This window comes from Fulvivirga maritima (assembly GCF_021389955.1).
Lineage (GTDB): Bacteria > Bacteroidota > Bacteroidia > Cytophagales > Cyclobacteriaceae > Fulvivirga > Fulvivirga maritima.
Map to the genome: position 1 here is coordinate 2,020,852 of NZ_CP089980.1, position 22,260 is coordinate 2,043,111.

General features: G+C 36.8%; 21 protein-coding genes. 19 read left to right on the forward strand and 2 right to left on the reverse strand.

All coding sequences use genetic code 11. The annotated features are described in order from the left end of the window. Window positions 1–21: 21 nt before the first annotated feature. From LVD15_RS08595 to LVD15_RS08660, 14 genes are all read left to right on the forward strand, one after another. Window positions 22–1,200 (forward strand): beta-helix domain-containing protein, encoded by a 1,179-nt coding sequence (locus tag LVD15_RS08595; RefSeq protein ID WP_233779886.1) that lies wholly within the window; start codon window positions 22–24, stop codon window positions 1,198–1,200. Between the two features lie 233 nt (window positions 1,201–1,433). Continuing rightward, the gene (locus LVD15_RS08600) at window positions 1,434–1,946 is read left to right on the forward strand and encodes a hypothetical protein (RefSeq protein ID WP_233779887.1); all 513 of its coding nucleotides are present in this window, start codon (window positions 1,434–1,436) and stop codon (window positions 1,944–1,946) included. A gap of 110 nt (window positions 1,947–2,056) precedes the next feature. Continuing rightward, entirely contained in the window at window positions 2,057–2,962 is a 906-nt protein-coding gene (locus LVD15_RS08605) for a TIGR01777 family oxidoreductase (protein ID WP_233779888.1), read from the forward strand. Between the two features lie 74 nt (window positions 2,963–3,036). After that, a complete protein-coding gene (locus tag LVD15_RS08610; protein WP_233779889.1) occupies window positions 3,037–3,795 on the forward strand; it encodes an LOG family protein in 759 nt (252 codons plus the stop codon). 92 nt (window positions 3,796–3,887) lie between these two features. Continuing rightward, the gene (locus LVD15_RS08615; RefSeq protein WP_233779890.1) at window positions 3,888–4,850 is read left to right on the forward strand and encodes a lytic transglycosylase domain-containing protein; all 963 of its coding nucleotides are present in this window, start codon (window positions 3,888–3,890) and stop codon (window positions 4,848–4,850) included. A 127-nt stretch (window positions 4,851–4,977) separates the two neighbouring features. Next, window positions 4,978–5,313 carry an arsenosugar biosynthesis-associated peroxidase-like protein gene (locus LVD15_RS08620; protein ID WP_233779891.1) on the forward strand — a complete coding sequence of 112 codons (336 nt, stop codon included), beginning with the start codon at window positions 4,978–4,980 and terminating at the stop codon, window positions 5,311–5,313. A gap of 9 nt (window positions 5,314–5,322) precedes the next feature. Further along, on the forward strand, window positions 5,323–6,378 hold the full coding sequence (arsS, locus tag LVD15_RS08625; RefSeq protein WP_233779892.1) for an arsenosugar biosynthesis radical SAM (seleno)protein ArsS: 1,056 nt from the start codon (window positions 5,323–5,325) through the stop codon (window positions 6,376–6,378). 46 nt (window positions 6,379–6,424) lie between these two features. Further along, entirely contained in the window at window positions 6,425–7,243 is an 819-nt protein-coding gene (locus LVD15_RS08630; protein ID WP_233779893.1) for a purine-nucleoside phosphorylase, read from the forward strand. Between the two features lie 165 nt (window positions 7,244–7,408). After that, a complete protein-coding gene (gene msrB, locus LVD15_RS08635) occupies window positions 7,409–7,885 on the forward strand; it encodes a peptide-methionine (R)-S-oxide reductase MsrB (protein ID WP_233780948.1) in 477 nt (158 codons plus the stop codon). 95 nt (window positions 7,886–7,980) lie between these two features. Then, window positions 7,981–10,836: an excinuclease ABC subunit UvrA gene (gene uvrA, locus LVD15_RS08640; protein ID WP_233779894.1), complete on the forward strand. Its 2,856-nt coding sequence runs from the start codon at window positions 7,981–7,983 to the stop codon at window positions 10,834–10,836. Window positions 10,837–11,078: 242 nt separating this feature from the next. After that, entirely contained in the window at window positions 11,079–12,389 is a 1,311-nt protein-coding gene (locus LVD15_RS08645; protein ID WP_233779895.1) for an NAD(P)/FAD-dependent oxidoreductase, read from the forward strand. A gap of 2 nt (window positions 12,390–12,391) precedes the next feature. Continuing rightward, complete coding sequence (locus LVD15_RS08650; protein WP_233779896.1) at window positions 12,392–12,640, forward strand: hypothetical protein; 249 nt, start codon at window positions 12,392–12,394, stop codon at window positions 12,638–12,640. Window positions 12,641–12,730: 90 nt separating this feature from the next. Continuing rightward, on the forward strand, window positions 12,731–13,777 hold the full coding sequence (locus tag LVD15_RS08655) for a sensor histidine kinase (protein WP_233779897.1): 1,047 nt from the start codon (window positions 12,731–12,733) through the stop codon (window positions 13,775–13,777). Next, the gene (locus LVD15_RS08660) at window positions 13,777–14,499 is read left to right on the forward strand and encodes a LytR/AlgR family response regulator transcription factor (RefSeq protein WP_233779898.1); all 723 of its coding nucleotides are present in this window, start codon (window positions 13,777–13,779) and stop codon (window positions 14,497–14,499) included. The genes LVD15_RS08655 and LVD15_RS08660 overlap by 1 nt, the downstream gene beginning before the upstream one ends. A gap of 12 nt (window positions 14,500–14,511) precedes the next feature. Here LVD15_RS08660 and LVD15_RS08665 read toward each other — a convergent pair whose 3' ends face one another. Both LVD15_RS08665 and hemW read right to left on the reverse strand, forming a co-directional pair. After that, window positions 14,512–14,886 (reverse strand): hypothetical protein, encoded by a 375-nt coding sequence (locus tag LVD15_RS08665; protein ID WP_233779899.1) that lies wholly within the window; start codon window positions 14,884–14,886, stop codon window positions 14,512–14,514. Between the two features lie 130 nt (window positions 14,887–15,016). After that, window positions 15,017–16,141, reverse strand: coding sequence for a radical SAM family heme chaperone HemW (hemW, locus tag LVD15_RS08670; protein ID WP_233779900.1), 1,125 nt, complete (start codon window positions 16,139–16,141; stop codon window positions 15,017–15,019). On the opposite strand from hemW, the gene LVD15_RS08675 reads away from it, so the two are divergent. From LVD15_RS08675 to porK, 5 genes are all read left to right on the forward strand, one after another. Further along, a complete protein-coding gene (locus LVD15_RS08675; protein WP_233779901.1) occupies window positions 16,079–17,911 on the forward strand; it encodes a BamA/TamA family outer membrane protein in 1,833 nt (610 codons plus the stop codon). The genes hemW and LVD15_RS08675 overlap by 63 nt on opposite strands. Before the next feature lie 30 nt (window positions 17,912–17,941). After that, on the forward strand, window positions 17,942–19,066 hold the full coding sequence (locus tag LVD15_RS08680) for a DUF4271 domain-containing protein (protein ID WP_233779902.1): 1,125 nt from the start codon (window positions 17,942–17,944) through the stop codon (window positions 19,064–19,066). Between the two features lie 30 nt (window positions 19,067–19,096). Then, entirely contained in the window at window positions 19,097–19,873 is a 777-nt protein-coding gene (locus tag LVD15_RS08685; protein ID WP_233779903.1) for a uroporphyrinogen-III synthase, read from the forward strand. Window positions 19,874–19,989: 116 nt separating this feature from the next. Continuing rightward, window positions 19,990–20,946, forward strand: a complete 957-nt coding sequence (locus LVD15_RS08690) for a PorP/SprF family type IX secretion system membrane protein (RefSeq protein ID WP_370687402.1) — start codon at window positions 19,990–19,992, stop codon at window positions 20,944–20,946. Between the two features lie 194 nt (window positions 20,947–21,140). Next, on the forward strand, window positions 21,141–22,214 hold the full coding sequence (porK, locus tag LVD15_RS08695) for a T9SS ring complex lipoprotein PorK/GldK (RefSeq protein ID WP_233779905.1): 1,074 nt from the start codon (window positions 21,141–21,143) through the stop codon (window positions 22,212–22,214). Window positions 22,215–22,260: the final 46 nt, after the last annotated feature.

Genomic DNA, 22,260 nt, shown 5'->3' on the forward strand with positions numbered 1-22,260 from the left:
ACTCTAAATAACTTATTGATTATGAAAATTGCTTCGAAATTTCTTTCGTTAATGGCACTGACAGGACTTTTAGTATTCTCATCATGTGGTGACGACGATGACGGTGGATCTACACCTGAACCAACAAAAGATGGTATTATAGAAAGCCAAGATGATGCGGATTTAGATGCTGCAGATTTGAAAGGATCTGTAACCGCAGACATTAAATTGGATGCAGCTACTGAGTGGACTTTGACAGGTCCATTGGCCGTAAAGTCAGGGGCTACTTTAACTATAGAAGCTGGAACTACTATTAAAGCTGTTGCTGGTGGCACGAATGTATATATGGTTATCGAAACGGGTGCTAAAATTATGGCAGAGGGTACAGCTACGGATCCTATCAAAATAACTTCAGCTGCTTCTAACCCTCGTTCTGGTGACTGGGGTGGTTTAATAGTGAATGGTCTTGCTCCAATTAGTGGAGGGGGTACATCCACTACAGAGGTATTGCCTTTGTCATATGGTGGTGACGCCGTTGAGGATAACTCAGGTGTAATTAAATATATGATTCTAGAGTATACAGGTGCTCGAATCAATGGAGAAAAAGAATTTAATGGATTTACTTTCTATGCTGTTGGCTCTGGAACTATTGTAGAAAATATTGCTATTAATTATGGAGATGATGATGGAATAGAGTTCTTCGGTGGTCGTGTTAATGTTAAAAATATATTAGCAGTAAACATCAGAGATGATATGTTTGACTGGACTCAGGGTTACCAAGGAACAATCACCAATGCGTACGGTATCAGACAGTCAGGTTTTACTGCTGAGTCAGAAGATGTTAGAGGTCTTGAAGGAGACGGTAACTTAGATGGAATTTCGCCAGACCAAGAAGGTCAGTCTGATGTAACTTTTAATGGTTTAACTATCATTAATGAGGATGAGACAACGAATTTTGCAGACCTTATTAAGGTAAGAAGAGGATCTTCTATTACAATAACTAACGGGTTTGTTTCTGATGTTGCTACAGCTGAAGACTTCATAGACTGCACAGATAAAAAAGGTCACGCTGCAGGTGGAACTATTACTGTTGTGGGAGCTGGTACAGTAGATATCGAAGATGTTCAAGCTGGGGATAATGAGGTAATTGTTACTGCTACAGAAGGTGAAACAGGTGGAGTTGATGCTGCTCTGTTCTCGTGGACAAGTATTCTTAACTAAGATAATATAGTATTGGCGTAGGTTGGTGTGGCTGCAACCAAATAAAACACCACAGTCAGAGAAATCTGCTACGTCAATATTAGATATGAGGACAACCAGAAATGGTTGTCCTTTTTTATTTAGGCATTAATTATATAACATAATAGTAATCTAAGCTTTTATAATGATATTATTATAATTATTAATTTAATATAATTATTAATTTAATATAATTAACTAAACCTAATGTGATTATGAAAAAGAAATTAAAATTTTGTCTTAGTGTTTTAGCCGTATTAATATTTTTTTCATCATGTGATGAAAATGAAATTCATAAGGCATCAACAGTAGAGAATGATCCAATGTTAATGATCGGGGAAGTGGTCAATAGAAAGGCAAGTCAGCAAGAACTTCAGTCTATTCCTGAACCTGATGCAAATACCTATCGTATAGGATGTGCTCTTAGTGATGATGTTCAGTGCGGAGAAGCTAGTTCTGAAGCAGCTTACTATATTGAGAATTGTTCGGTTTATCCAAAAAGTTGGCCTCCTTCAGGTGATGTTACACAATTCTACAAAGGTTTTTCATTTTATATGGATAGTGATGATGATGTTAGCATGGATATATATGAGGATGATCTTCAAGATCATGTTGATGAAATTATTGCTTCAACTGGATCAGTGTCTTACATAGATGCACAAATAATATATTGGCCTTGCAGTAAAGGTTATAATGCCGCAGTAATCCTGTATACCGTTTACAAATAAAACTAATCCCTAACCTGTAGGCTATTGATCTATTTTCAATGGCCTGTTTTTTTATTTAAAACTTTTATACTTATTGACCGTTTTTCCTATAGGATATGAATCATTAAATAATGAGTGGAACTGTACTAATCACAGGAGGAACGGGCCTCATAGGGGGCAGACTTACCGAGCTACTTCAGCAGAAAAATTATACGGTAAAATATTTGAGCAGAAACCCTAAAAAGGTGAAGAACATAGAGGCTTATGCCTGGGATGTTAATGCTCATACTATTGATGAAGCCTGCTTACAAGGAACTGATTATATCATTAACCTGGCAGGAGCGGGAATAGCTGATGAAAGGTGGAATAAAGAGAGAAAGAAAATTCTGTTAGAGAGTAGAACCCGATCTACGGCTTTACTGAAGGACCTCCTTCGAGATCATGAACATCAGGTGAAGGCTGTGGTGTCGGCGTCTGCCATTGGTTATTATGGTTATGACTCTGGTGGGGTTATGAAAAGAGAGGAAAGCCGTTTTGGAGATGATTTTTTGGCCACTGTAACTAAGGCCTGGGAGGCAGAAGCCGATCTTATTGCCGATCTGGGCATTAAAGTGTCAAAAATAAGAGTTGGTTTAGTGCTTACCCCGAAGGGAGGGGCGCTAGAAAAGCTAATGATCCCTGCAAAATTTGGATTGAATGCTCCATTAGGATCAGGGGATCAGTATATGAGCTGGATTCATATAGATGACCTTTGTCATCAGTTTATATATGCTATGGAAAATCAATTAATAGGACCATATAATGGCGTAGCTCCAAATCCTGTTACTAATAAAGAATTTACAAAAACTACTTCATCGGTGCTGCACAAGCCCGCTTTTTTACCTCCGGTGCCCGCTTTTATGTTAAAGCTGATTTTAGGCGAAATGGCTTCCATGCTATTAGGAGGGAGTAGAGTATCCTCAGAAAAGATAGAAGAAAAAGGTTTTCAGTTTCAATATCCACAGTTGCGTTCCGCATTAGAAGACCTTATCGGCTGAGCATAAGTTTGATAACTGTTTGTTATAAGAAAACTTATTAAGTATGTTTATCAGCTGTTTAAAATTTTAAGACAATGAAAGGAAAAAAGAGAAAGCAAGATCATATAGAGAATTTTGATGAATTAAGTGAAGACGAAAAAAGAATTATTCGTGCTTTTGAAGAGAAAGATTGGAATGAAATAAAAAGTTATGACTCCTGGGTGATATTCAAAGTAATGTCAGAGTTTGTGGAGGGGTTTGAAAAACTAGCCAAAATTGGCCCGTGTGTAACTATTTTTGGATCTGCCAGAACTCGTGATGACCACAAATATTATAAAATGGCTGAGAAAATTGCGGCTAAGTTGGTAAGACATGGCTATGGTGTTATTTCAGGCGGTGGTCCTGGTATTATGGAGGCGGCTAATAAAGGAGCCAAATCTGAAGGGGGTAAGTCAGTAGGACTAAATATTATTCTTCCATTCGAGCAGAAAGGAAATGATTACATAGACCCTGATAAGCTGATCACTTTTGATTACTTCTTCGTGAGAAAAGTAATGTTCACTAAATACTCTCAGGGCTTTATAGTTATGCCTGGAGGTTTTGGTACTTTAGATGAACTATTTGAAGCTTTAACCTTAATCCAAACCAAAAAAATCGGGAAATTCCCTATTGTACTGGTGGGTAAAGAATATTGGGGAGGCCTGATAGACTGGATCAAAGATGTAATGCTTACAGCTGCTAATAATGTGAGTAAAGAAGATCTTAATCTGTTTAAAATTGTAGAGACAGAAAAAGAGGCTGTGGAAGTAATTGATGACTTCTATGCTAAGTACCTTCTATCACCTAATTTTTAAAAAATTACTGTTCAGAGTTGGCTTTTGTGAACTATTTAAATCGTCTAAGAATTAAATAATTGTTGGTGCTAATTTTTTAAACTACAATACTTATGAAATACTTCCCTCATGCTATTTCGTTGCTATCATTAATCATTATATGTAGTTATGTAAAGTATGATAACAGCAGAGCTGAATCTGCTACTATTACTAAAAAAGCAGTTACGGCAGATATGCCGAGGTATAACATAAACCATGCTCCGGGAGGTGAATATATGGGATACTTAAATGCCGTTTCACTAGACATTCCCAGTGAGCTTACTTTTGCAGGAGAGAGGGTTCCTTTGGAAATTCCTGATGTGAAAGAGCGGTTAGATAGAGAGTTGCTGATTAATACTTATTGGCACAGCAGCACTATTGTATTGATAAAGAAGGCGCACCGATGGCTTCCTCAGATCGAAGAGATTTTGAAGAAGAATGATATTCCTGATGACTTTAAATATTTAACAGCCATAGAAGGCGGCTTTGCTAATGTGGTATCTCCTAGTAATGCCGTAGGCTTTTGGCAGATTCTCGAATCTTCAGGCAAAGAAAATGGCCTGGAGATAGATAGAGAAGTGGATGAACGCTATGATCCTTTAAAAGCTACCGAGGCTGCTTGCAGTTACTTGAGGAAGTCATATAAAAAATTTGGCAACTGGACTAACGTAGCAGCCTCATATAATAGAGGCATGGCCGGCCTGCAACGGGCTTTAGATAATCAAAAAGTAGACTCATACTATGATCTTCTGCTCAATGAAGAAACATCCAGGTATGTATTTAGAATTCTGGCGATTAAGGAAATCATTGAGCATCCTAAAAAATACGGTTTCAATATAGAGAAGAAACACCTTTATGATGCCGAAGAACTACGCTATGTAGAGGTGGATCATGATATTAAAGACCTAATAGCCTTTGCTAAGGATCAGGGCATTAATTATAAATTACTGAAAAGACATAATCCGTGGCTTAGAGATGATCACTTGGATGTTTCCCGAAATCAGGTATATCGCATTGCCATTCCTGTTAGTAATTAGTAGCGTTTAAGTTATTAGGTGATATAACCTTAATTGAAAGAAACCCATAAAGACTAACACTATTGCAGTCTTTGCGTTATCTTCAGAAAGGTGATTATCATTTTAAATAACGCAAACAATACTCTTTATGGAAAAGACCTATTATGATCCCGCAGATTTAAAAAAGTTTGGAGATGTAGCAGAGTTTGGCCCAGAATTGGCCAAAAAGTTTTTTGATTACTACGGAGATGTCTTTAAGGAAGGTGCTCTCACTGCTCGTGAAAAATCACTTATTGCTCTGGCAGTAGCTCATGCTATCCAATGTCCATATTGTATAGATGCTTATACTTCAGATTCATTAGAGAAGGGAGTTACAGATGAGCAAATGATGGAAGCCGTGCATGTAACTACAGCTATTAGAGGCGGAGCATCATTAGTGCATAGTGTACAAATGATGAATAAGTCTAAGAAGCTTTCTATGTAGTGCTATATTATGATTAAATCATTAAGAGCTAACCACCATATTTTAGCCAATACGCAAGAGCAACTGCGGATACTTTCTGAAGGCATGTTTGCTGATGGCGAGCTACCTACTTTTGAGGATAAGCTTAGCCTGATCAATGAATACCCTTTAAAGCCGAATAGCCTCGAAATATTTCAGGTAAATGTGGGTTATATGTGCAATCAGGTGTGTAAGCATTGTCATGTAGATGCGGGGCCTGATCGTAAAGAAATTATGACTCGCGATACCATGAAAATGTGTATCGATATTATTAGGAAAGCGAATATTAAAACGCTGGACCTTACCGGTGGTGCGCCTGAAATGAATCCGGATTTCCGTTGGTTTGTAGAAGAAGCTAATAAGGCAGGAGTTGATGAGATAATTGTGCGGTCTAACCTGACTATAATCCTGGCTAACCCGTCTTATCATGATTTACCCCAGTTTTTCAAAGAAAATAAAGTAAGAGTAATTTCTTCCTTGCCATTTTATCAGCCAGATAAGACGGATAGGCAAAGAGGGAAGGGAGTTTTTGAAAAATCTATAAAAGCCTTACAAATGCTCAATGAAGTGGGCTATGGAAAAGAGGGTACAGGTTTATTAATGGATCTGGTGTATAACCCGGCCGGAGCTTTTTTGCCAGCTGATCAACTACAGCTTGAGAGAGATTTTAAAAAGGAATTAAAAAATCATTTTGATATAGATTTTAATAGCCTTTTTACCATTACCAACTTGCCCATAAGTCGGTTTTTGGAGTTTTTACTGCGTACGGATAACTATGACGACTATATGGAGAAATTAGTTAATGCTTTTAATCCGGCAGCCGTAAAAGGTGTTATGTGTCGCAATACACTTTCTGTAGATTACCAGGGCTATCTATATGATTGTGATTTTAATCAGATGCTAGGCTTAAAAGTGCAGAAGGCTGCTGGTCAGCATTTGAGAGATTTTGATATAAATAAATTAGAGAACAGAGAAATTAAAATAAGTCAACACTGCTATGGCTGTACTGCAGGAGCTGGCTCCAGCTGCCAGGGTACAGTGGCATGAGCAGGTAAATGTTGCACCTTACATTAGCTAAGGTTATTATTGTCTTATGACTATAGATCAAATAAAAGAAACCACCGCTTTTCTGCAAGATAAGGGAATAACTTCTCCTCAGATAGGCGTAATACTAGGCACAGGCCTGGGCAATAAATTTGTAGAGCAAATAAATATAGAGGTTGAAATTTCTTACGATGATATACCTCATTTTCCACAGGCTACAGTAGAGTTTCATCATGGCAAATTGATTTATGGTGAAATTGCAGGTAAGAAGGTGCTAGCCATGCAGGGCCGCTTTCATTATTACGAAGGTTACAATATGAAACAAGTGACCTTTCCGGTAAGGGTGATGAAGTGTCTGGGAGTGCAGCAATTGCTCATTTCTAATGCTGCTGGCAATATGAATCTAGTGTGGAAAAAAGGAGATATGATGCTTATTGAAGATCATATTAATCTACAGCCAGAGAACCCATTAGTTGGGCCTAACATAGATGAACTGGGGCCTCGCTTTCCTGACATGAGCCAGCCTTATGATGAGCAAATGAGTAATATGCTTATGGATATTGGCTATGAAAAACATATACACTTGCACCGAGGGGTGTATGTGGCGGTAACTGGTCCTAACCTGGAAACTAAAGCGGAATATAAATATCTCAAAAAAATAGGAGCTGATGTAGTAGGTATGTCCACCGTGCCAGAGGTAATAGTGGCTAATCACATGTCTCTACCTTGTTGCGCTATTTCTGTACTTACTGATGATTGTGATCCTGATAATCTGCAACCAGTGAGCCTAGATGAAATCTTAGAGATTGCCGGTGAGGCAGAGGTAAAACTTACCGCCTTATTTGTAGAGCTCATCGCTAAGCTTTAATCTTTCTTGTAAAAACCAAAAGTAACAAAATAGCGTATCTGTGTAGGTAAAGGTTGTTCAAACAATTAATTGAACCCTACCTTTTACTGAGGTGTTATTACATCATAGAATAGATAGCTTATGTTATTCGTTAAAAATATTTTAATCATATCAATATTGACAATTATGCTAGGTGAAGCTAATGCTCAAACAAGTAATGATCATAAAAACAATCCTTATTACTCCAGAACGGATACTTCTAAATTAAATGTGAGTAATGCGGAATGGAAAAAAATACTTCCTCCTGATTTATATGCTGTGGCAAGAGAAGCAGCTACAGAAAGAGCCTTTACAGGAGAATATTGGGATACTGACGTAAAAGGAGTTTACTACTGTGCTGTATGCGGAAACAAATTGTTTTATTCTGATGCTAAGTTCGCCAGTAGTTGCGGTTGGCCCAGCTTTTATGAGGCCGTAAGAGAAAATAGTGTTATTTACAAAGATGATAACTCTTATGGAATGCATCGTATAGAAGTGTTATGTGGAAGATGCGATTCTCACCTTGGTCATATTTTTGACGATGGTCCTGCTCCCACTTACAAAAGATTTTGCATGAACTCCATTTCTTTAGATTTCGATCCTGATTTGGCAGTGGGGAATTAATTTACACTCACGGTTTATAATCATTTTTTATCAGTTGCATTTAACCATTCAATGGCTCAATTTTGTGTTTTACGCAAAACCAAACTAAATAGCCTATGATCGCAGAAGAGGAAGTTTTAAAAGATAGCGAAGGATATGACATTACAGGCTATGATAATATAGAAATTATAGGTGCCCGAGAGCACAATCTTAAAAATGTAAGTTTATCTTTTCCTAGAAATACCCTGGTAGTAATAACCGGTATTAGTGGTAGCGGTAAGTCTTCATTAGCTTTTGATACTATTTATGCTGAAGGGCAAAGAAGGTATATGGAAAGTTTCAGTGCCTATGCCAGGTCTTTTATCGGTAACTTGGAGCGGCCTGATGTTGATAAGATCAATGGTCTTAGTCCGGTTATTTCTATAGAGCAAAAAACTACTTCCAAAAATCCACGGTCTACTGTGGGGACTACTACGGAGATTTATGACTTTATGCGTCTGCTGTATGCCAGAGCAGGGGAAGCATTTTCATATTCTACTGGCGAAAAAATGGTGCGTCAGTCTGAAGATCAGATTTTAGATCATATTCTTCAGAATTTTGATGGGCAGAAGTTGACTATTTTGGCCCCTATTGTAAAAGGGCGTAAAGGGCATTACAGAGAGCTGTTTCAGCAAGTAAGAAAAAATGGCTATTCCAGAGTACGGGTAGATGGCAAGATGGAGGAGCTCGTGCCCAAAATGCAGGTAGATCGCTATAAAACTCATGATATTGAGGTGGTGATTGATCGTATTCAGGTATTAGAGAAGGACAGATACAGGATAAGCCAATCTATAAAAACTGCTCTAAAGCAAGGTGAAGGAGTTCTAATGCTTCTCGATCAAAAGGAAGAAATACATCATTTCTCTAAATATCTGATGGATCCTGTTTCAGGGCTTTCTTATGATGAACCGGCACCTAATACATTTTCTTTTAACTCTCCATATGGTGCTTGCCCTAAGTGTAATGGCCTGGGAGTGATAGAAGAGATTACAGAAGATTCTATTATTCCAGATAAATCGCTAAGTATAAGCAGAGGAGGTATACTGCCTTTAGGCGAATACCGTGATATCTGGATTTTTAAGAAAATACAAGCGATACTTAAGCGAAATAAAATAACGCTTTCTACTCCTATAGAGAAAATACCTAAGGAGGTAATGCAAATTTTGCTGTATGGTGATAGCGAGCCTGTAGCTGTTAAATCTGTTAAATACCCTGGCACAGATTGGAATACCAAGTTTGAGGGAATCATCAAGTTTTTGGAGAAACAGAAAGAGGCAGGCTCAGATAAAATACAGAAATGGGTTAATGATTTCACTATCACTAACACATGTCCTGAGTGTAATGGTGCTAGGCTGAAGAAGGAGGCGCTACACTTTCTCATAGATAATCATAACATATCTCAATTAGCTGAATATGACATTCGTAAATTATGGGATTGGTTTCAGGGCTTGGAAGAAAGGCTGTCAGAAAAGCAAAATGTAATAGCCTCAGAAGTATTAAAAGAGATAAGAAAGAGAATAGGCTTTTTATTAGATGTGGGGCTAGACTATTTACATTTAAACAGGCCTTTAAAAACACTTTCTGGTGGAGAGGCACAGCGTATTAGGCTGGCTACTCAAATCGGTACGCAGTTAGTAGGTGTGCTTTACATTTTAGATGAACCAAGTATAGGTTTACATCAAAGAGATAATGTTAAGCTTATTAAGTCACTGAAAGATCTGCGTGATTTGGGTAACACCGTTATAGTGGTAGAGCATGATAAGGATATGATGTTGGCTTCTGATTATATTATTGATATTGGTCCGGGAGCTGGTAGACATGGCGGTCAGGTAGTAGCTCAGGGTGATCCTAAAAAGTTTTTGAAACAAAGTAGCTCTACGGCAGATTACCTGAATGACAAAAGGGAGATAGAAGTACCTAAAGAAAGAAGAAAGGGGAATGGTAAGAAATTAAAACTTACTGGGGCTACAGGAAATAACCTGAAGAATGTAAATCTTGAAATTCCTTTAGGTACATTAAGTTTAATAACCGGAGTTTCTGGTAGTGGTAAGTCCACGCTTATTCATGACACGCTATTTCCTATTCTTAATCAGAACTTTTATAACTCAAGAAGAGAGCCTTTAGAGTACAAAAAGGTCACAGGTCTGGAGCATTTAGATAAGGTGATTGAAGTAGATCAGTCTCCTATTGGCAGAACTCCTCGATCTAATCCGGCTACTTATACCGGTGTTTTTACAGATATTAGGGCGTTGTTTTCCGAATTACCAGAAGCCAAGATAAGAGGGTATAAGCCAGGTCGTTTTTCTTTCAATGTGAAAGGCGGTAGGTGTGAAACCTGTGAAGGTGCAGGCCTCAGGTTAATTGAAATGGACTTTTTGCCAGATGTGCATGTTCCATGCGAAACTTGTAAAGGAAAGCGATATAACAGAGAGACTTTAGAAGTAAGGTTTAAAGGAAAGTCTATTTCTGATGTACTTGAAATGACAGTAGAGGAGGCCGTAGAGTTTTTTGAGAACCAGCCCAAAATTGTAAGAAAGATAAATACACTCAATGAAGTGGGGCTGGGTTATATTTCACTTGGGCAGCATGCTACTACACTGTCAGGAGGAGAGGCTCAACGTGTAAAATTAGCTACAGAGTTATCAAAAAAGGACACTGGTAAGACCTTCTATATTTTGGATGAGCCTACCACTGGTTTACATTTTCAGGATATTCAACATTTGCTAGATGTATTGAACAAGCTTGTGGATAAAGGAAACACAGTGTTAGTGATAGAGCATAACCTGGATGTTATAAAAGTGGCCGATCATATTGTAGATATGGGGCCAGAAGGTGGTAGTGGAGGAGGCCAGGTAGTGGCTACCGGAACACCGGAAGAGGTAGTGAAAAATAAAAGCAGTCATACTGCCAAATACTTAAAAATGGAGCTTTAAAGAAAGCGAACACTCATTAAGCAGTTAATTTTAATAGAAGAAAAATAGAAAATGCCGCTGAGAAGCGGCATTTTCATTCAACCAAAACCTTGAAAATTATCAACTATGAATTATTGCTTATCTTTACAAGGAATATTTTCCCAAAAGAGTTCCTCTGAATAAAAAAAGAAATTAACTCACACGTTACTATTTATTTATGGCCCCCACAGTTAATATTGCGTAGGGTTTAAGACTATTTAATTATGAACGAGGTAAGTGAAAAAAAAATCCCTATACCTGCGTCAGATCATCCGCGCTTAATAGTGATTGGAGGAGGCTTTGCAGGTGTAAAACTAATCAAGAAGTTAAGTAAGCAACCTTTACAGATTGTATTATTTGACAGAAACAACTATCACACATTTCAACCCTTACTGTACCAGGTAGCTACAGCAGGGTTAGAACCAGATTCCATCGCAGATCCGCTAAGGAAGCAGTTGGAACCCGTAAGCAATTTTTTCTTTAGAATGGCAGAGGTTTACACCATTCACTATAAAGAAAAGTACATCACTACAGAAATAGGTAACATGTCTTATGACTATCTGGTAATAGCTACCGGATCTAAGACTAACTATTTTGGTAATGAGTCTATAATGAGCCATGCTTTTCCTTTAAAGCAAATTCCACAGGCGCTTGATCTCAGAAGTCATATTCTTCAAAATTTCGAAGAAGCCAACATCACCACTGATGAGAACAAGCTAGAAGCCATGATGAACCTTACCATTGTAGGGGGTGGGCCTACCGGTGTGGAAGTGGCAGGAGCCTTAGGCGAACTCAAAAAGAATATTCTGCCATCAGATTATCCTGAATTGGATTTTGATAAAATGAATATTACTCTTTTAGAGGGTACTGATAGGTTACTGGCGGCTATGTCTCCTTTTGCATCTAAAAGGGCACTTAAATATCTGAAGAAGTTTGATGTTGAGGTAAAACTAAGCACCCTTGTCACTTCTTATGATGGTAAAGTGGCCAAGCTGAATAATGGAGAAGAAATTAAAACAGGCACCCTGATCTGGGCTGCTGGTGTGCAGGGTAATTATCCTGATGGGCTTGAAGATGATATGATTGAGCGAGGCCGTATTAAGGTGGATGCTTTTAATATGATTCAAGGAGCAGATAATGCTTATGCTATTGGTGATATTGCCTTTATGAGTGGAGATCCGGCTTATCCTAAAGGGCACCCGATGGTAGCTCCAGTAGCTATTCAACAAGGAGATCATCTGGCAGCAAATATTAAAAGGAGTATAAAGGGTAAAGCGCTAATAGGGTTCAAATATCATGATAAAGGATCTATGGCCACTATTGGTAGAAACAAGGCCGTAGTGGATATGGGTAAAATGAGACTCGGAGGCTTTTTTGCTTGGCTCATCTGGATGTTCGTTCACCTGATTTCTATAATTGGTTTTAGAAATAGACTAATAGTATTTAGTAACTGGGTGTGGAATTATTTTACTTATGATAAAGGTACAAGACTTATTATCCGTAAATTTATTCCGAGAAATAAAATTAAAGACTAGAAATGAAAGAAGCCGTTACACAATACTTAGTAGGTGTGGCAATGCTTTTATTTGCAATATATCAAATATACAGGCAGGACTTTTGGGAGTTCAGCCTGTATATTACAGCAGGTATGGCTTTTATAGTTATGGGGCTTATTAAAAATAAAGCCTTGCCGGTCAGGTATAGCCGCCTGCTCAATGGTGTCTCATGGATACTAATTATCATGGCCGGATTACTATTTTTATTTCTGATTCAAACAGAGAGCTAATCCATTAGTGATATTATCCTTCCTTTGGTATAATTATGACCTTAGATCATTAATTATTAGTTATTTTTACTGATTAGAAGGTGAAGTAGATTGAATAAGCATAAATTATATTGGATCTTACAGGTTGGCGGCTGGATATTCTATGCCGTAGTTCAGATATTCGGCTTTATACTATTCGAGGGCAAAGCGGTACACACTTCTCAGGTGGTATTCTGGATTATCGAAGCCTTTATCTTTTTTATGTTTAGCCACATATTTAGAAACATAATAGTTGGGCAAGGCTGGTTAATTATGCACATGCCGAGCCTCATTCCGAGAATTATAGTTTCAGTGTTTGCCTTAGGTTTTTTAGTATATGGTGCGCGGCTGTTAGTCAGCTCCATATTCAATATGTATAACCCATCTATGGTTTTTGATATCTATAAGGTGATATCTCTAAGCTGTACCTTTGCTTTAATATTTTTTGTGTGGGCTGTACTTTACTTCATCTACCATTACTTTGAAAAATATAACCTTTCACTACAGCACGAAGCAGCGGTTCATGAGATTGAGCTTAATAATTTAAAATCACAGCTCAACCCGCATTTTATATTTAACGCATTAAATAGTATTCGCGCTTTAGTAGATGAAAATCCTCTGAAATCAAAAAACGCAATCAATCAACTTTCTAATATTCTCAGAAATTCTTTAATCTCAGATAAGAAAAGACTTACTAAATTTGAAGATGAGCTCAATACCGTTCGAGATTATTTAAGTTTGGAAAGTATTCGCTTTGAAGAAAGGCTTTGCGTTAAGTTTGATATTCACCCTGAATCATATGAGTTTCTTGTGCCACCTTTGATGTTACAAACTTTGGTGGAGAACGGAATTAAGCATGGAATATCTAAACTGAAAGAGGGCGGAATCATTCATTTAAAAACTTTTATCTCTGATTCTCAGTTAAAAGTACAAATCAGAAATAGTGGTAGGTTGCAAGAAGAGGAAATGATGGCCATGTCAGAGAATGAAGGTAAGGCGGGATTAGGCCTGAAGAATACCAGAAAGCGACTGAATCTTTTGTATGGAGAAGAGGCTTATTTGAAAATTTTCAATGAGTCAGAAAATATTGTAGTAACAGAACTAGTAATACCCAAATAATGAAGGCATTAATTATTGATGATGAACGACTAGCGCGTAAGGAACTGATTAATTTACTAAAAGACTACAGCAGAGTAGAAATTGTAGGGGAGGCAGCTAATGCTGATGAGGCTTATGAAATGATTAATAACCTTCAGCCTGATTTGCTTTTTCTGGATATCCAAATGCCGGGTAAAACTGGGTTTGAGCTTCTGGAAATGTTAGATAATGTGCCGCAAGTAATTTTCACTACTGCTTATGATGAGTTTGCTCTTAAAGCCTTTGAAGTAAATGCATTAGATTATTTGCTTAAGCCTATCCAAACAGAGCGTTTGAATGAAAGCTTAAATAAGCTTTTTTCTAAACCATTAAAACCAAGAGAAAGAGAAGAGGAAGATGTGAAAAGGCTATCTCTTAACGATCAGGTATTTGTAAAAGATGGAGATAAATGCTGGTTTGTAAGGCTCTCAGAGGTAAGGCTATTTGAATCTGACGGTAATTATATTAAGGTATATTTTGATAATAATAAGCCTATGATTCATAAATCATTAAATGCCTTAGATGAAAAATTAGATGCCCGTAGTTTTTTCAGGGCTAGCAGAAAGCATATTGTAAACCTTAGCTGGGTAGAAAGTATTGAGCCCTGGTTTAATGGCGGCCTTATGGTAAAGCTAAAAGGGGGAGATAAAGTAGAAGTAAGTCGCAGACAAGCGGCCAAGTTCAAAGAAATGATGAGCTTGTAAGTAGAATCAGGTTTAGGAATGACTGTTCCTTAAAATATTGATCAAATCTTCTTCTACCTGCCAGTCACGAGCCAGTTGTAGCATGGCCGTGGCTTCCAGTTCGGTTACATAGCCTTTCAGGTTATTGGCCTTCCATACCATATCTATATAAAAAACACGCTTGTCTTTAGGGTAGTTTCCTATTATATCATTTAGGTAGTTTCTTGCTCTGTCAAATGAGTTAAAGTAATCTTCTGCTATAAAATCATTTACCCATTGCATTTCTTCATGCCCATCTATTTCAGTAGTGCTTTCTTCCAGATTCTTTTTTTCTTCATCATCCAAACCATGGTAATGAAAGATAACTGACTTAAGTAAAAGATATGCTTTTTTTTCCTCGCTGTCCATCTTCGAATTTACTTGGGCAAATAAAGGGTTATAAATACGTATTTTATTCTAGAACTATTTGAATGATGCTATGCGCACTTGAGAAAGTTAACATCATTATTTATAATAATAAAGACCCTAGATCATCTTTTTATATAAATAATGATGAAGATATTTCATCTGCAAGTAAAAGACCTTCTTCGGTCAGTTTTAGATCATTCGCCTCTAAAGTTGCAAACTTATTAGAAATCAAGTTCTTAAGGTAAGAATCATTAAGAGTTTTTAAATCATAATTATAAATATCTTTCAAATAATTAAGATCTACTCCCCACAGTGTTCTTAAACCTGTTAGCAGATATTCATTTACCTTGTCTTCTCTACTTAGAACTTCATACTCAGCCGGAATATTGCCCTGCTTTAGAGAAGATATGTATTTAGGGTTATTAGAAATATTAAACTGCCTGCTATTTCCATTATAGGAATGTGCGCCAGGGCCAATTCCTAAATACTTGTCTTGTTTCCAATAACTTGAGTTGTGTCTGGAATGTTTTCCGGGAAGAGAAAAATTGGATACTTCATAATGCTCGTATCCTATATTTTTTAACTTGCTTATAAGCAAGTCATATTGTTTTGCTTCAAAATCTTCACCTTTAAGAGAAAGCGTCCCTTTTTTAGCTCTGTGGCCAAATACTGTTTTGGGCTCTATGGTTAAGCAATAGGAGGAAATATGTTCAGGTCTGATTTGCGCTATCTCATCAAGATCATTTACCCAATCTTCATGAGTATTAACGGGTATTCCATAAATCAGGTCAATGCTGATATTATTAAAACCAACATTACGAGCCTCATTAACAGAACTAAGTGCTTGACCACGATTATGAGCGCGGTTCAGAAATTGAAGCACCTGTTCTTTAAAAGATTGAATGCCGATGCTTAGCCTGTTTACCCCTAGGTCATAAAGATCATGTAGCTTTTCTGAAGTTAAATCGTCAGGATTAGCTTCCAGTGTGATTTCGGCGCCCTCTTTTACATTAAAATATTTATGAATAGCCTCAAATATAGCTCCCAGATTACTTTTGCTCAGAATTGAAGGCGTTCCACCTCCAAAATAAACCGTATTAATAGGCTCCTTTTCGAGGTAATTGTGCTGTAATTTTATTTCTTCGCATAAAGCCACTGTCATTTCATTCACATATTTTTGATTTGTACTGAAATGAAAGTCGCAGTAATGACACGCCTGCTTACAGAAAGGAATATGGATGTAGATACCCGCCATTATTATTTATATGCTGCAAACTTAAGATTTTTAGTAGGGATTTGTATACTTCTTATTTCTATGTTTAGCTATTCTACCCAGGCCATAGCCCAAAAGTATAGCATAGAGTATATAAGTAGTGATAAGGAAGGGGCGGCAGATATTTCTAAATCATTTCCAGAAAACCTGAAGATTGCCTTTGATAGCGCATCTACTCAATTAAATATTAAAAGCGCTTTAGAATTATTAATGTATGAAGGCTATTTAAATGCCCGAGTGCAAGAGATTGCCTGGCGAGATTCCTTATTAAGAGTTTCTGTTAAAAAAGGCTCCTTATATGAATGGGCCTATTTAGATCAGGGAAATGTACCGGAGGTGCTGCTAAGTAAAGCAGGTTTTAGAGAAAGGTTCTATGTAGAAAGGCCTTTTAAAATAAATGAAATCAATAGAATTTTTAAGAAAGTGATTTCTATTAGTGAGAACAGTGGCTATCCTTTTGCATCTATCAGTTTTGACTCACTGGGTATTGAAAAAAATAAGGTTAAGGCCGTTTTAAATTATGATTCCGGTCCGGTTATTACTTATGATAGCCTAATTATTAATACTGATGTGCCCGTCAAGGCAGAATGGCTGGCAAAATACTTGCGAATCAGTTATGCTAAAAATTATAATCAAAAGGAAGTAAATAGTATCGCAGATAAGATACAAGCACTTCCATTCTTAAACCTGGAACAACCGCCGTCAATTACATTTCAGAATGATCAAGCCAGAATTAATCTGAATGTAAAATATATAAAGGCCAATTCCATAGATGGAGTAATTGGTTTTTTGCCAAATGCTCAAAATGATGGAAGGCTTTTGGTCACAGGTCAGTTCGAAATGAGTTTACAAAATTTATTTAGAAGTGGTAAGTCTTTTCATGTGGAATGGCAGCGGTTAAGACCAGAGTCCCAGCTTTTAGATCTTGCTGTGGGCTATCCTAATTTATTTAACACTCCAGTAAATATGAATCTAGGGTTTAATCTATTGAGAGAAGATAGCACCTTTATAAATAGAAATGCCTTGTTTGATTTTAATTATACAAGAGGTAGAGCTAAGCTGGGCTTTTTTACAGAAATAAGGTCATCTCGTACATTTACTACTGAAACAGTGGTTAATGATTCCATTACCGATTTTAATCTTACTTACTATGGACTGAATTATAATTACAGAAATTATTCGTTAAACAGAAACAAGAGATCTGGCTATAGTTTGGGAGGAAGTGCCGCCATTGGCACAAAAAAGTTACAGGAAAATGCTCTGGCATTTATAGATACTACGGAAATGTTAGACCCCAATTCTGTTCAGTATAGACTGCAGGCAGATTTTGGGTATTATTTCAGACTGGGTAAATATTTGGTGTTAAGTCATAAAATGATAGGAGGTAAGCTTATTAATAATAGCAGCCTATATTTAAATGATATGTTTCGGTTGGGAGGATTAAGAACGCTTAGGGGGTTTAATGAAAACAACTTTTTTGCTTCTGACTATGTGCTGTCTAATTTGCAGCTGGAGTTATATTATGCTGAAGAATCATTTTTATACTTGTTTTATGATCAGTCTTTTATTAACCTCCAATTGAACAATGAAGAGGGTAGCACTTCAGATTATCCTTATGGAATAGGAGCAGGCATTAATTTATACACCGGGAAGGGACATTTAAATTTAGCCTATGCCGTTGGTCATAGTGATACCCAGCCATTAAGTTTGAGGCTTTCTAAATTTCATTTCGGTTATGTGGCCAAATTCTGATAAATTGCATAATTATAAATATAGAGAGAATTGAAGCGGTTACTGATACTACTATTTTTGGCTCATTATAGCATTTTTTCATTCAGTCAGGATACTACTATGATTAGGGATCTTGATCAGGATTGGTATTTCTATGAAGATGATGGCTATCTGCCTTTAATAGATAAAGGTGACTATCATGGTAAAACGCTTCATTTTAATCTTAACTCTAATGATTACGCCGAAGCCACGCTCTTGCTTACAAGTGATCAGCAACTTTCTATATTTATAAATAATAAATTGAGCTTTGTTCTAAAAAGCAAAAGATTGCTTTCCATAGATAGTCTAGCCGGTGAATATGGAGAAAACATGCACTTTACTATCTATAATAAAAACTTAAACCCCTTTCAGATCGGTACTCATATTATCAGGATAGAAGATGCCTCTACCTCTCCTTTGGCGGATAACCTTATTATGATCAAACAGAGGAAGCGCTCTACCTTTAATGAAGTCATTATTGTTGGGATGCTTATACTTATTGCATTGCTAGCCATTCTGTATTCTTCCTATCCAAAGGTATTTAGTGACTTCTTTAAGGTGCGCAGAGCCATGAGCATGCGAGAGTTAGATGAGAATTTACTTAAAACCAGACCCTTAAGTGTAGTTAACCTGCTTTTCTATTTTTATTTAAGCATGATGGTTGCAGTCACACTTATGCTCTATGTTAATCTAAGTGGTACTTTTCAAGAAGTGGGCATTTTTAGGTCAGAAAACTTCTGGGAAGGATTATTTAATATGCTAAAAGTTGCCCTATTGGTGTTTTTCTGGTTTTTGCTTAAATATTTAGTGATAGCAAATCTCACCAGTTTATTTAAGTTAGGCTTCTTCCAGTCATCTCATTTTTATAATTCGGTGAGAATTAACATTTTAATTTTTTCTATCTGCGTAATTTTAATAACAGGCTCATATTTTTGTTTTAGCATTTTAAATCCAGAATATTATACTATTTTGTTTAATATTCTCTTAATAATGATGGGTTTGAGGGTCATTATTTTGTTTTTTAGACTAATGAATACGGGCTCGTATAAAACTTTGCATTTATTTTCATACCTTTGCGGCACGGAAGTGATACCATATGTGGTGCTTCTGTATTTTGGATTTAATCAACCATTCTGAGTATCTAAGAAGTAATAGTTGCGCGAAGATATGACCGACCAAGTGAAAGATAGGATACAACCAGTTAAAAGTATCCTGGTGTCTCAGCCAAAGCCTAATGATGAAAATTCACCTTACTTTAAACTTGCAGAAAAGTATAATATTAAAGTGGATTTCAGACCTTTTATTCAGGTAGACCCTGTATCATTAAAGGAATTTAGGCAACAAAAAATAGATGTACTAAAACATTCTGCTGTTATATTTACCAGTAGAAATGCAGTTGACCATTTTTTCAGTATCTGTACAGATCTGAAAATTGAAATGCCTGCAGATATGAAATATTTTTGTATCTCAGAGCAAACGGCCAACTACCTACAAAAGTACATCGTAATCAGAAAACGGAAAATATTTACAGGGCATAGAACTGCCGGAGATCTTATAGAGATCTTAAAAAAGCATAAGAATGAGAAATATCTTTTCCCATGCTCTGATATTAGAAAAAATGACATACCGGATTTTTTAGTTAAAAATGACTATAAATTTTCGGAAGCAGTAATATATAGGACAGTAGCAAGTGATTTATCTGACCTGGAAGACGTTTACTATGATATATTAGCATTCTTTAGTCCTTCAGGAATTAATTCACTGTTAGTTAATTTTCCGGATTTTAAGCAGAATAATACAAGGATGGCGGCATTTGGCCCTACTACTGCTAAAGCAGTGAGAGATGCCAATATGATTCTTGATATAGAAGCTCCATTACCAAATGCACCTTCTATGACAGGAGCCATTGAACTGTATATAAAGAAGGCCAACGGCATCAAATAGGATATATTTTATATTAATTTAATGTAAATAAGATATTATCTTACGCTTTTTAACGGAAAAGGCTTGAATCTATTGTCAAAAAAAACTTATATTTAAGACTCTTTTTGATTTTAGATATGCACAAGTTATTTTTTTACATATCAATTTTGGCGTTATTTTTTGGCTTCAGCAGAGCTAACGCACAGCAGGATGCGCAATTTTCATTCTATATGAAGAATATGCTCTTCTATAATCCTGCTTTCGCAGGCACCGAAGGCATCACGCAAATGACATTAATTCACAGGCAGCAGTGGGCTGGCTATGATGGCACTTATAGTGATGGCGGAGCTCCTACTACCAGCGTCTTCAGCATGACCACACCTATATACCGACTTAAGAGTGGTTTTGGTGCTCATGTGGTAAATGACAACCTTGGTCCATTAAATAATTTGGAAATGCAGGTTTCCTATGCCTACCATTTAGGTATAAAGAAATCCAAGCTTAGTTTTGGTGTAAGGGCTGGCCTATTTTCACAATCTATAAATGTAGGTGAATATAGAGCCATCCACCCTGATGATGAGTTGCTTTTAAACGGTGATGAATCTCAGATTAGACCAGATATGGCTTTGGGTGTTTATTTTAGATCAGAAAAATATTTTGCAGGATTGAGTTTTAATCACTTATTAAAATCGGAGTTTAATTTTGGTGTTAATGCAGTGAAGAATCCACTAGAAAATCATGCTTATCTCACTATGGGATATATTCATGAGGTGAATTTCGATGTAAAACTTTCTCCTTCATTTATGGTTCAAACGGATTTTAATGAATACAGTTTTATACTCGGAGGACTAATTTATTATAAAGATCAAGTCTGGGGAGGGGTTTCCTATAGACAGTCTGATGATATAAACGCAATGTTAGGGTACAATTTTTTAAAGGATAAATCGTTAAGCTTTGGCTATTCGTTCGGTTATGTTATAAGTCAACAAGACGCTAAGAAGCCAACTACGCATGAAGTACTAGTTAGTTATCAATTACCAGTTAACCCTGGTAGCGGAAAGAAGATTATACGTACTCCAAGGTTTAGACATTAAGCTTTAAAATATTTTGCTTTTAAAGAGAAATTATACAATTTGTGAAATATATTTTTTGAGATACTCTAGTTAAAAACTTAAGCTTAGAGAATTTAGATAGAATTTTTTTATATATTTCCGCTCAAAAATTAAAACAAACAAAATGGTTGGCTTTAACTTGAAAGAATAAGTTAAAGAGTTTAAACAAAAGTGTTATGCATAAAGTTACAAGAAGATTCCTCTACTCATTGTTGTTGTTGGCACCAGCAATATTAGGAGGTTGTGGACTCTTAGGCCTGAGTGGCGGAGGAGGTGACCAAGGCGAGCTGGTAGGCGTTCCGGGTCGTGAAGGCTGGGTAATGACACTACCCTATGGTATGGTACCGATTCCTGCAGGAACGTTCCACATGGGGCAGGCTGATGAAGATCCTGCTTCGACACAAATTAATTTCAACAAGCAAATAACAATCGGTTCATTCTATATGGATGATACCGAGATTACTAATAACGAGTATCGTCAATTTATTAACCGTTTGATGGAAGACTCTGTTAGTGTGCTGGGTGAAGAGACTATCATGAATGATTATTACCCTGACACTACCGTTTGGGTAAGAGACTTTGCTCACCACATGGGAGACCCTGTTCAGGATTACTATTACTGGCACCCTGGCTATGATGACTATCCTGTAGTAGGTGTAAACTGGGAAGCTGCCGTTTATTTTAGTAAGTGGAGAACTGCTTACTGGGCTGATTATAGAATTAGCATCGGCGAAGTACCTATGCCGTCTTTCAGATTACCTAACGAAGCTGAATGGGAATATGCAGCTAGAGGTGGTCGTGATATGGCTAAGTATCCTTGGGGTAACCCTTATATCAGAAACGCAAAAGGTTGTATGTTGGCTAACTTTAAACCAGGCAGAGGTAATTATTACGATGATGGTTTTGCATACACAGCTCCAGTAGCACAGTATTTTGCTAATGATTACGGTCTATATGATATGGCTGGTAATGTAGCTGAATGGTGTTTGGATGATTTCAGTCCTGTTTCAGTGCCCACAGTATGGGATCTTAACCCACAATTTATTGATAAGCGTACTGATCCTACCAGTGCAGATTACGATCCAGAAATTCTTCCTAAGAAAGTTATTCGTGGAGGATCTTGGAAAGACGTAGCTTATTATTTGGAAACAGGAACTAGAACTTTTGAATTTAAGGATTCGGTAAGAGCCTACATTGGCTTTAGAAATGCTATGACTCATTTGGGTAGATCTTCAGGAGCCGAATTTTAGAATTATATTTTTTTATTTATCAAACCCAATAATTAACTTTCATTAA

What these genes read in the sequence shown, in the direction of transcription:
- LVD15_RS08595 (WP_233779886.1), top strand. Translation starts at nt 22, where the DNA reads ATGAAAATTGCTTCGAAATTTCTTTCGTTAATGGCACTGACAGGACTT.
- LVD15_RS08600 (WP_233779887.1), top strand. Translation starts at nt 1,434, where the DNA reads ATGAAAAAGAAATTAAAATTTTGTCTTAGTGTTTTAGCCGTATTAATA.
- LVD15_RS08605 (WP_233779888.1), top strand. Translation starts at nt 2,057, where the DNA reads ATGAGTGGAACTGTACTAATCACAGGAGGAACGGGCCTCATAGGGGGC.
- LVD15_RS08610 (WP_233779889.1), top strand. Translation starts at nt 3,037, where the DNA reads ATGAAAGGAAAAAAGAGAAAGCAAGATCATATAGAGAATTTTGATGAA.
- LVD15_RS08615 (WP_233779890.1), top strand. Translation starts at nt 3,888, where the DNA reads ATGAAATACTTCCCTCATGCTATTTCGTTGCTATCATTAATCATTATA.
- LVD15_RS08620 (WP_233779891.1), top strand. Translation starts at nt 4,978, where the DNA reads ATGGAAAAGACCTATTATGATCCCGCAGATTTAAAAAAGTTTGGAGAT.
- arsS (WP_233779892.1), top strand. Translation starts at nt 5,323, where the DNA reads ATGATTAAATCATTAAGAGCTAACCACCATATTTTAGCCAATACGCAA.
- LVD15_RS08630 (WP_233779893.1), top strand. Translation starts at nt 6,425, where the DNA reads ATGACTATAGATCAAATAAAAGAAACCACCGCTTTTCTGCAAGATAAG.
- msrB (WP_233780948.1), top strand. Translation starts at nt 7,409, where the DNA reads ATGCTAGGTGAAGCTAATGCTCAAACAAGTAATGATCATAAAAACAAT.
- uvrA (WP_233779894.1), top strand. Translation starts at nt 7,981, where the DNA reads ATGATCGCAGAAGAGGAAGTTTTAAAAGATAGCGAAGGATATGACATT.
- LVD15_RS08645 (WP_233779895.1), top strand. Translation starts at nt 11,079, where the DNA reads ATGAACGAGGTAAGTGAAAAAAAAATCCCTATACCTGCGTCAGATCAT.
- LVD15_RS08650 (WP_233779896.1), top strand. Translation starts at nt 12,392, where the DNA reads ATGAAAGAAGCCGTTACACAATACTTAGTAGGTGTGGCAATGCTTTTA.
- LVD15_RS08660 (WP_233779898.1), top strand. Translation starts at nt 13,777, where the DNA reads ATGAAGGCATTAATTATTGATGATGAACGACTAGCGCGTAAGGAACTG.
- LVD15_RS08665 (WP_233779899.1), bottom strand. Translation starts at nt 14,886, where the DNA reads ATGGACAGCGAGGAAAAAAAAGCATATCTTTTACTTAAGTCAGTTATC.
- LVD15_RS08675 (WP_233779901.1), top strand. Translation starts at nt 16,079, where the DNA reads ATGAAAGTCGCAGTAATGACACGCCTGCTTACAGAAAGGAATATGGAT.
- hemW (WP_233779900.1), bottom strand. Translation starts at nt 16,141, where the DNA reads ATGGCGGGTATCTACATCCATATTCCTTTCTGTAAGCAGGCGTGTCAT.
- LVD15_RS08685 (WP_233779903.1), top strand. Translation starts at nt 19,097, where the DNA reads ATGACCGACCAAGTGAAAGATAGGATACAACCAGTTAAAAGTATCCTG.
- LVD15_RS08690 (WP_370687402.1), top strand. Translation starts at nt 19,990, where the DNA reads ATGCACAAGTTATTTTTTTACATATCAATTTTGGCGTTATTTTTTGGC.
- porK (WP_233779905.1), top strand. Translation starts at nt 21,141, where the DNA reads ATGCATAAAGTTACAAGAAGATTCCTCTACTCATTGTTGTTGTTGGCA.